This is a genomic window from Oceanobacillus massiliensis str. N'diop, from assembly GCF_000285495.1.
GTDB lineage: Bacteria > Bacillota > Bacilli > Bacillales > Amphibacillaceae > Oceanobacillus > Oceanobacillus massiliensis.
The window spans coordinates 1,179,641-1,188,329 of sequence record NZ_HE610976.1; the positions used below are offsets into that span (position 1 = coordinate 1,179,641).

The following is an 8,689-nucleotide window of genomic DNA, read 5'->3' on the forward strand; positions in this document are numbered from 1 at the left end:
CCCGCAGGAGTCTCCGTGTATTTCCTCCGCTAAGATTTAGCTTTCTGAATCGAATTACTGTTATTCAATTATTAAGCTGATGGATTGGAGCGTAGGGCAGTCGACTCCAGCGGGAAAAGCAACAGCTGAAGATCCCGCAGGAAGTGGGTTTCTTCCGAGGAAGCTGAGAGCGCCCGCGGAAAGCGACTGCCCGGAGCGGAAATCGGCCGATGCAGTTATCGTATTTATTGAGTTTTTTTATATTCGACTGTATTTTAATAAATCCTTAAATAATTTGAAATGATTGGTAAAAGCCAAGGAGGTACATCGGGAAAAGCAACAGCTGAAGATCCCACAGGAAGACGGGCTTGCTTCCGAGGAAGCTGAGAGCGCCCGCCGCGGAAAGCGACTGCCCGGAGCGGAAATCTGCAGTTGCTGTTACGTTGCTGTTTATATGTTTTATGTAAAAACAAAATCTTTGAGAAAAAGCCTCTGTTCAAGATCTTTCTTTATCCCGCCTATAGAATATAGAAGGGCTGCTGAAATCCACTATGGAGTTTGCAAGGTTCGGGACAGTTCATTTCCATATCGGCGCTTGCCAGCACTACAATGCCTTTGTTTTCCAGCCGAATCACGGCATTACTAATGGATTCCAAAGTATGGTATATTAAAAAACAGAGATGATAGGAAGGTATGGTGACAGATGTTATTTGTGCTTGATGTAGGGAATACAAATACGGTACTTGGTGTATTTGAAAAAGATAAATTAAAATATGAATGGCGAATTAAGACAGACCGCTATAAAACAGAAGATGAATTTGGTATGCTGATAAAATCTCTATTTGATCATAAAGCTATTGCCTTTTCAGATATACATGGAGTCATCATTTCTTCTGTCGTACCCCCAATTATGTTTGCGCTCGAAAAAATGAGCAGGGATTACTTTAATCAAGAACCGATCGTTATCGGGAAAGAAGATTTCCAAGCCTATTTAAAAATGAACTATCCGAACCCGAGAGAAATTGGAGCAGATCGAATTGTAAATGCAGTCGGTGCCATCGAGGCATACGGAGCACCATTGATAATTATTGATTTTGGAACTGCTACAACCTACTGCTATGTGAATGAACAGCAAGAATACTCTGGTGGAATTATTACGCCTGGTATCAACATCTCGATGGAGGCATTGTACAGTAAAGCTTCCAAGTTACCAAAAATAGAAATTCAGGAACCGGATAATATTGTAGGAACATCGACGGTGGAAGCGATGACCTCTGGTGTTTTCTACGGATATATAGGGCAGGTTGATGGACTTGTTACCCGCATCAAAAAAGAGAAACAAACGAACCCGAAAGTGATTGCAACAGGCGGTTTGTCCAAGATGATTGCTCACGAATCAACAACCATCGATATGGTTGATCCGCATTTAACTTTAAAGGGCCTTTACTTAATCTATCAGAAAATAAATCACCAATGATAAAGGAGAGAAGCGAAATGACGAAAGACTACCTTGTAAAAGCAACAATATTTGATGGTAAAGTACGTGCGTATGCTGCCACGTCCACCAACACAGTGGAAGAGGCAAGAAGGAGACAGGATACATGGGCAACGGCTTCGGCCGCACTTGGCAGAACCATTACCATTACAGCAATGATGGGTGCCATGCTCAAGGGAGAAGATTCCAATACCATTAAAGTTCAGGGAAATGGTCCGATTGGTGCCATTATTGCGGATGCAAACGCCAAAGGACATGTTCGCGGATATGTAATCAACCCGCATGTCGATTTTGATTTGAATGATAAAGGGAAGTTGGATGTGGCGCGTGCGGTTGGTACGGAAGGAAGCCTTAGTGTCATTAAAGATTTAGGTTTGAAAGATTATTTTACCGGAGAAGTTCCAATCGTATCCGGAGAGATCAGTGAGGATTTCACCTACTATTTCGCTACATCAGAACAGGTTCCTTCAGCGGTTGGTGCGGGTGTGCTTGTTAATCCGGATCATACCATCTTGGCTGCAGGAGGCTTCATTGTTCAAGTAATGCCTGGTGCTGAAGAAGAAGTGATATCAAGACTGGAAGAACAGATTCAGAGCTTTCCTGCAATCTCAAGTCTGATTCGCGAGGGGAAAACTCCTGAACAGATCCTGGAGCGTTTATTTGAGAATGAAACAGTTAAAATTCATGAAACGATGCCAATCGAATTCCGCTGCAAATGCTCTAAGGAAAGGCTGGCAAATGCAATTATCGGTCTTGGTAAAGAAGAAATCCAAAATATGATCGATGAAGATCATGGTGCAGAAGCAAGCTGTCACTTTTGTAATGAAACCTATCATTTTACCGAACAAGAGCTGGAAGAATTAAAACAGTAGGAAAGGAAGTTTTACCATCATGTCGAAAAAATTACTGCTGGGGATCATTGTTGTTCTTTTAATAACCAATATTGCCTCCCTACTGTTTTGGAACAAAGAAGAAAAAGTTGTAATTAATGATGAGGATAGTGCCAAGATAGACAGCGCCGAACCTGTGGCATCTATTGGTAGTGAGAAGGTTTCCTATCAGCAATGGATGGAGGAGCTGAGAAGTGAGTATGGTGAAAAGCAGTTAAAGTCAATGATTGATCATGAGGTGGTTAATCAGTTGGCGGAAGAGAATAATATAGAGGTAGACGAAAAGGTCATTGATCGCGAAATCTCCTTCCTTTATACCATGCAGGGGATTATGACCGAGGAGGAGGCTGAAAAGGAAGAGGCAAAATGGCGGGAAGATATTATTTACCGCTATCAATTGCAAGACTTGCTGACGAAAGACATGTCTATCCTGGAGGAAGAATTACAGACCTATTATGAAGGATATGGTGACCAATATGATTTCACTGAATCTGTTCAAATTTCCCATATTCTTGTAGATGATTTTGAAACGGCGGATAAGGTGGTTGCCGAGCTTGAGCAAGGAGCTTCTTTCGACTTGCTTGCAAAGGAATATTCCATAGATGATGAGACAAAAGCAAGTGGCGGATACTTAGGTTCTATCTATACTTCCAGTCAATTCCTGCCAAGCAGCTATGAGGAAGTCGCATTGAAAATGGATAACCACTCCTACAGTGAGCCATTTCAGGCAGACAATGGTGTAGCTATTCTTTATCTCCACAGAAAGCTGCCGTCGATTACATTTGATTATGAGGAGATTAAACCGTATATGGAAAGTGAACTGGCTATGCAGGAAATGAATCAATCACTAAGCGCAGATCCTTTATGGGAACAGCTTGAAATTGATTGGGTTTATGGGAATTGATGGAAGGCACAGGCTGCATGACCGCGCAATTTTCAGACAAATAAGTTGACATTCGCAGGAAAAAAACGTACATTAGGTATAAATCATATAAAAATACTAGGAATTGGGAGGAGTTATCATGAAAGTAGCTGAAAATATTACTGGTTTAATTGGTGGTACACCGATTGTAAAGCTTAATAATCTAACTGATGCCGATAGTGCGGATGTTTATGTGAAACTTGAATTCATGAATCCTGGAAGCTCTGTTAAGGATCGTATTGCGATTGCGATGATAGAAGCAGCAGAGGATCAGGGGGCATTAAAAGCAGGAGATACCATTATTGAGCCAACTAGTGGAAACACAGGAATTGGCCTTGCAATGGTAGCTGCTGCCAAGGGCTACAAAGCTGTATTGGTAATGCCGGATACAATGAGTCAAGAACGTCGCAACCTATTGCGGGCATATGGTGCAGAACTTGTTCTGACTCCTGGTGCTGATGGGATGAAGGGTGCTATCTCGAAGGCTGAGGAACTGAAAAAAGAACATGGTTATTTTATGCCGCAGCAATTTAGCAACCCTGCCAACCCGGAAATACATGAACGTACAACAGGTAAAGAAATTGTTGAGCAAATGAGCGATGGCCTTGACGCATTCATCTCTGGAATCGGAACAGGCGGTACGATAACTGGAGCAGGTAAAGTCTTAAAAGAGAACTTTGATGGTGTTAAAGTATATGCCGTGGAACCATCTGCTTCACCTGTATTATCTGGAGGCTCGCCAGGACCGCACAAGATTCAGGGGATTGGTGCCGGGTTTAAACCAGATGTATTGAACACAACCGTTTATGATGAAATTATCACAATCGATAATGATGAAGCATTTGAGACATCGCGGAAAGTGGCTACAACAAACGGTATCCTTGGTGGCGTATCTGCAGGCGCTGCTGTTGCCGCTGCCTTAAAAGTAGCTAAGCAATTGGGCAAGGGCAAGAAAGTACTTGCGATCTTCCCGGATAACGGAGAAAGATATCTATCAACTGCTCTTTATCAATTTGAAGAAAATGAATAATAGCAGGCAAGGAGGATCGGCATTCATGCTGGTCCTTTTTTTCTGCAGTAAGATGCGGTACGATAATAGCATCTATATTTGAGGAAAGCGGGTTTATTCCATGTTATTAAAAACAGCAGCAAAGACACTCGATTTGGCAGAAAGAACACATATAATGGGCATTCTAAATGTTACACCCGATTCTTTTTCAGATGGCGGAAGCTATACAACAGTTGAAAGGGCGGTGCAGCAGGCGATACTTATGGAAAAGGAGGGGGCGGACATCATTGATGTTGGCGGAGAGTCTACACGTCCCGGACATGCACCCGTATCAGCTGATGAAGAAATAGAACGGATTGTTCCAGTCATTAAAGCCCTAAAAGAAACAATCGGCATTCCTATTTCTGTTGATACATATAAGGCGAAGACTGCCAAAAAGGCTGTAGAGGCAGGAGCGGATATAATCAATGATGTTTGGGGAGCAAAAAGGGAGCCGGAAATAGCGAATATCGCAGCAGAATATCATGTACCCATTATTTTGATGCATAACCGGACGAATGAGGATTACACATCCGTCGTTGAAGATATGAAAAATGATCTGGAGGAAAGCATCCAAATCGCCCTGAAAGCTGGTGTCCCAAAAGAAAATATTATTCTGGACCCGGGCGTGGGGTTTGCCAAGTCAGCGAAGGATAACCTTGTTGTCATGAACAATCTTGAGCACTTAGTGGCGATGGGATACCCCTTACTGCTTGCGACATCGAGAAAGAGGTTTATTGGGAATGTACTCGAATTGCCGCCAGCTGATCGCGACAATGGAACGGGGGCTACAACGGCTCTTGGAATTGTAAAAGGATCTCATATTGTTCGGGTCCATAACGTTAAATTGAATGTAGAGATTGCCAGGATGATGGATGCTATGCTTGCTGAAGGAGGGTCTTCCAATGGATAAAATTTTACTGAGCGGAATGCAATTTTATGGGTTTCACGGTTTGCTGCCGGAAGAAAATAAGCTCGGGCAGCGTTTTAATGTCGACCTGGAATTGTATCTGAACCTGAAGAAACCCGGAGAGACAGATGACATGCATGATTCCATCCATTATGGCCATGTTTATGAGCTTGTAAAGGAAATCATGGAAGGCGGTGCACTGAATCTGATTGAGGCTGTTGCAGAGGCAATTGCAGCTAAGCTGCTATCATCCTTTGAACTGCTGGATGCCTGCAATGTAAAGGTAATTAAACCAGACCCGCCCATTCCAGGACACTATCAATCGGTGGCGGTAGAAATATATAGGGAGAAAAAACGATGAATACAGCATATCTGGCACTAGGAACAAATATCAGTCCAAGGAAAGAATATCTATCCCAGGCATTAAGATTGCTCGAGAAAAACGAACGAGTATCAATCGTAAAACAATCCTCTATCTATGAAACAGCCCCTGTCGGCTATATAGATCAGGCCGATTTTCTTAATATGGTAATCGAAGTGGAGACCTCGCTATCTTCTTTTGATTTGCTGGAATATTGCCAGGCAGTGGAGCAGCAGCTTGGCCGTAAGAGAGAGATCCGTTTTGGTCCCAGAACAATAGACCTTGACATTTTGACATTTAATCAAGAAAATAGTACAGTAGAGCGATTAATAATACCTCACCCGCGAATGCATGAGCGTGCATTTGTGCTTGTTCCATTGCAGGAGATTGCACCACATATGCTGGTGCCGGGCTGGAATAAACGTGTAGTGGATTTTATTAATGAACTTCCAGAAAGAGACATAAAGGATGTAAGAAAATGGACGCAAAACGGGTTGGGAGAAGAGTAAAGGCATTTCGTAAACTAAAAGGCTATACACAAATGGATTTTGCAAATGAGCTGAATGTTTCGATTGCGCAAATTGGAAATATCGAACGGGGTACCAAGATGGCATCCGATGATTTACTGGATCAGATTGCTGAAACGCTCTCCATACCGAGAGAAGAGATTACATTGGAAAATGGCAAGGAAACCGCAGACTAAATAATAGGCGGACACTTGGATTTTTTTCAGATCGGTAATTGGGAATAAATAGTTTCTAACCGTGTTTGTTTTTGTAAGTGAAACATTGCCGGCAATGTTGCTTTCCTTCGTCAGGCTGTCAAAGGGTTTGGCGCAGGACTTGTAACGGCAAAGACGGTGACTGACGAGTATGTCGTTAGCAAAAGCAATGGAAAGCTCTTCATTGATGGGGAAGAAATGTTAATGAGCCTTAAGAATTGGTCGAAGCGGCACAGAATACTTCCTAAGCCCGCCAATCAGGGTTAGATCTGCTGGCAGCTGCCGGCAGGTTTTTTCTGCATTTTTAGTCGTCATCATGAAGGGAATAGACGTGAAAGAATAGGTGTTTTACTATATACTTACTATAATTAATGACTGGAGTGATAAAAGTGTCCGAAGAATTAAATGAACATATGCGTGTAAGACGCGACAAATTAATTGATTACCGTGAAAAAGGACTCGATCCATTTGGCGGAAAATACACAAGGACCCACTTGGCTGAAGAACTGATCGAGAAATATGACCAGTATTCCAAAGAGGAATTAGAAGAAATGAAGGATGAGGTTACGATTGCCGGCCGACTAATGACGAAACGCGGTAAAGGAAAAGCCGGATTTGCCCATCTCCAGGATTTGAGTGGACAGCTACAGTTATACGTCCGTAAAGATTCGATTGGCGAGGATGCCTATGAAATCTTCAACACAACAGATTTAGGGGATATTGTTGGGGTAACCGGAGTGATGTTTAAATCAAAAGTAGGGGAACTTTCGGTTAAAGCAACGGAGTTTCATTTGCTTACCAAATCATTGCGCCCATTGCCTGAGAAATATCACGGCCTGAAGGATATTGAACAGCGCTACCGTCAACGCTATCTGGACCTCATTACAAATATGGAAAGCAGAGAAACATTCGTCCTGCGCAGCAGGATCATTCAGTCGATGCGTGAATATTTGAATGGTCAAGGCTTCCTGGAAGTGGAAACACCGATGATGCACAGTATTCCGGGCGGGGCATCTGCACGTCCGTTCATCACGCATCACAATGCGCTCGATATTGATTTGTATATGCGTATTGCGATTGAACTGCATCTAAAACGTCTGATAGTTGGCGGGTTGGAAAAGGTATATGAAATCGGGCGCGTGTTCCGTAATGAAGGTGTATCAACAAGACATAACCCTGAATTCACCATGATTGAGTTATATGAAGCATATGCAGATTACCATGACATTATGGCACTGACCGAAAATCTGGTAGCACATATTGCGAAAGAAGTACTTGGATCAACCAAGGTCCAGTATGGTGAGTATGAAGTGGATCTTGAGCCGGAATGGACAAGACTTCACATGGTGGATGCAGTTAAAGAGGCAACGGGTGTTGACTTCTGGAAGCAGATGACCGATGAAGAAGCGCGTGCATTGGCAAAAGAACATAGTATTGAGATTAATAATACAATGGCTTTTGGCCATATTGTCAATGAATTCTTTGAGCAAAAGGTTGAGGAAACACTAATCCAGCCTACATTTATATATGGCCATCCAGTGGAGATTTCACCACTTGCCAAGAAAAACAAAGAAGACGAGCGTTTTACGGACCGCTTCGAATTATTCATTGTAGGGCGTGAACACGCAAATGCATTCAGTGAATTAAATGATCCAATCGATCAGCGCGAGCGTTTCGAAGCACAGGTTAAAGAAAGAGATGCCGGGAATGACGAAGCACATTATATGGATGAGGACTTCCTGGAGGCACTAGAATATGGCATGCCTCCAACAGGCGGCCTTGGAATTGGTATTGATCGGCTGATTATGCTGTTGACAAATTCACCATCGATTCGTGATGTATTGCTATTCCCGCAAATGCGGAATAAATAAATGAACCACCCCCGATGCGAAAACCTACGCACCGGGGGTTTTTAATATGTAGGCAACAAAGGTTTTACAATTCGATATCAGGGTATATTAAATATAATAGATGCTGCTAAAACACTGAAGAGAAAATCTCCAAATAGATAAACATATCTCCACTTTTCATCGTGCAAATAAATCAAATAATTAAAATATAATTTTCCTTGTATTTCTTTGCATATTCCTCTTGATTTCATATTAAAAACGTGGTAAATTTATAAACGTTGCATTAAGGCAACAAAAAAACAAGCTTCTATTATTTATGAAATATGATTATGAAATAATATATGGAGATTGAAAAAAATTATAAAAAAGAGTTGACTTAAATAACTCGCTGTGTTATATTTATAAAGTCGCCAATTTGAAAAGCGACTAACAAAATTGCTCTTTGAAAACTGAACAAAACAACCAGTATGTCAACCAAAAAGAAACTTGTTTCTTTTTGAAATAACTCATTAA

The 8,689-nt window shown here is 42.0% G+C and carries 9 protein-coding genes; all 9 read left to right on the plus strand.

From position 1 onward, the window contains the following. Positions 1-682: 682 nt before the first annotated feature. The 9 genes from OMHG_RS05605 to lysS all read left to right on the plus strand — a co-directional run bounded on the left by OMHG_RS05605 (position 683) and on the right by lysS (position 8,197). On the plus strand, positions 683-1,456 hold the full coding sequence (locus OMHG_RS05605; RefSeq protein WP_010649035.1) for a type III pantothenate kinase: 774 nt from the start codon (positions 683-685) through the stop codon (positions 1,454-1,456). Positions 1,457-1,473: 17 nt separating this feature from the next. Further along, positions 1,474-2,346 (plus strand): Hsp33 family molecular chaperone HslO, encoded by an 873-nt coding sequence (gene hslO, locus OMHG_RS05610; RefSeq protein WP_010649037.1) that lies wholly within the window; start codon positions 1,474-1,476, stop codon positions 2,344-2,346. A gap of 19 nt (positions 2,347-2,365) precedes the next feature. Beyond that, positions 2,366-3,268, plus strand: coding sequence for a peptidylprolyl isomerase (locus OMHG_RS05615; protein WP_010649039.1), 903 nt, complete (start codon positions 2,366-2,368; stop codon positions 3,266-3,268). A 118-nt stretch (positions 3,269-3,386) separates the two neighbouring features. Next, positions 3,387-4,316: a cysteine synthase A gene (cysK, locus tag OMHG_RS05620; RefSeq protein ID WP_010649041.1), complete on the plus strand. Its 930-nt coding sequence runs from the start codon at positions 3,387-3,389 to the stop codon at positions 4,314-4,316. Between the two features lie 100 nt (positions 4,317-4,416). Next, positions 4,417-5,247, plus strand: a complete 831-nt coding sequence (gene folP, locus OMHG_RS05625; RefSeq protein WP_010649043.1) for a dihydropteroate synthase — start codon at positions 4,417-4,419, stop codon at positions 5,245-5,247. Next, the gene (folB, locus tag OMHG_RS05630) at positions 5,240-5,605 is read left to right on the plus strand and encodes a dihydroneopterin aldolase (protein ID WP_010649045.1); all 366 of its coding nucleotides are present in this window, start codon (positions 5,240-5,242) and stop codon (positions 5,603-5,605) included. Before folP ends, folB begins: the two co-directional genes overlap by 8 nt. Further along, on the plus strand, positions 5,602-6,114 hold the full coding sequence (folK, locus tag OMHG_RS05635) for a 2-amino-4-hydroxy-6-hydroxymethyldihydropteridine diphosphokinase (protein WP_010649046.1): 513 nt from the start codon (positions 5,602-5,604) through the stop codon (positions 6,112-6,114). Before folB ends, folK begins: the two co-directional genes overlap by 4 nt. Next, positions 6,084-6,308 carry a helix-turn-helix domain-containing protein gene (locus OMHG_RS05640; RefSeq protein WP_010649048.1) on the plus strand — a complete coding sequence of 75 codons (225 nt, stop codon included), beginning with the start codon at positions 6,084-6,086 and terminating at the stop codon, positions 6,306-6,308. Before folK ends, OMHG_RS05640 begins: the two co-directional genes overlap by 31 nt. A gap of 407 nt (positions 6,309-6,715) precedes the next feature. Beyond that, positions 6,716-8,197 (plus strand): lysine--tRNA ligase, encoded by a 1,482-nt coding sequence (gene lysS / locus OMHG_RS05645; protein ID WP_010649050.1) that lies wholly within the window; start codon positions 6,716-6,718, stop codon positions 8,195-8,197. Positions 8,198-8,689: the final 492 nt, after the last annotated feature.

Excerpts from the sequence above, each read along its gene's own strand:
- OMHG_RS05605 (WP_010649035.1), top strand. The coding sequence starts at position 683 with ATGTTATTTGTGCTTGATGTAGGGAATACAAATACGGTACTTGGTGTA.
- hslO (WP_010649037.1), top strand. The coding sequence starts at position 1,474 with ATGACGAAAGACTACCTTGTAAAAGCAACAATATTTGATGGTAAAGTA.
- OMHG_RS05615 (WP_010649039.1), top strand. The coding sequence starts at position 2,366 with ATGTCGAAAAAATTACTGCTGGGGATCATTGTTGTTCTTTTAATAACC.
- cysK (WP_010649041.1), top strand. The coding sequence starts at position 3,387 with ATGAAAGTAGCTGAAAATATTACTGGTTTAATTGGTGGTACACCGATT.
- folP (WP_010649043.1), top strand. The coding sequence starts at position 4,417 with ATGTTATTAAAAACAGCAGCAAAGACACTCGATTTGGCAGAAAGAACA.
- folB (WP_010649045.1), top strand. The coding sequence starts at position 5,240 with ATGGATAAAATTTTACTGAGCGGAATGCAATTTTATGGGTTTCACGGT.
- folK (WP_010649046.1), top strand. The coding sequence starts at position 5,602 with ATGAATACAGCATATCTGGCACTAGGAACAAATATCAGTCCAAGGAAA.
- OMHG_RS05640 (WP_010649048.1), top strand. The coding sequence starts at position 6,084 with ATGGACGCAAAACGGGTTGGGAGAAGAGTAAAGGCATTTCGTAAACTA.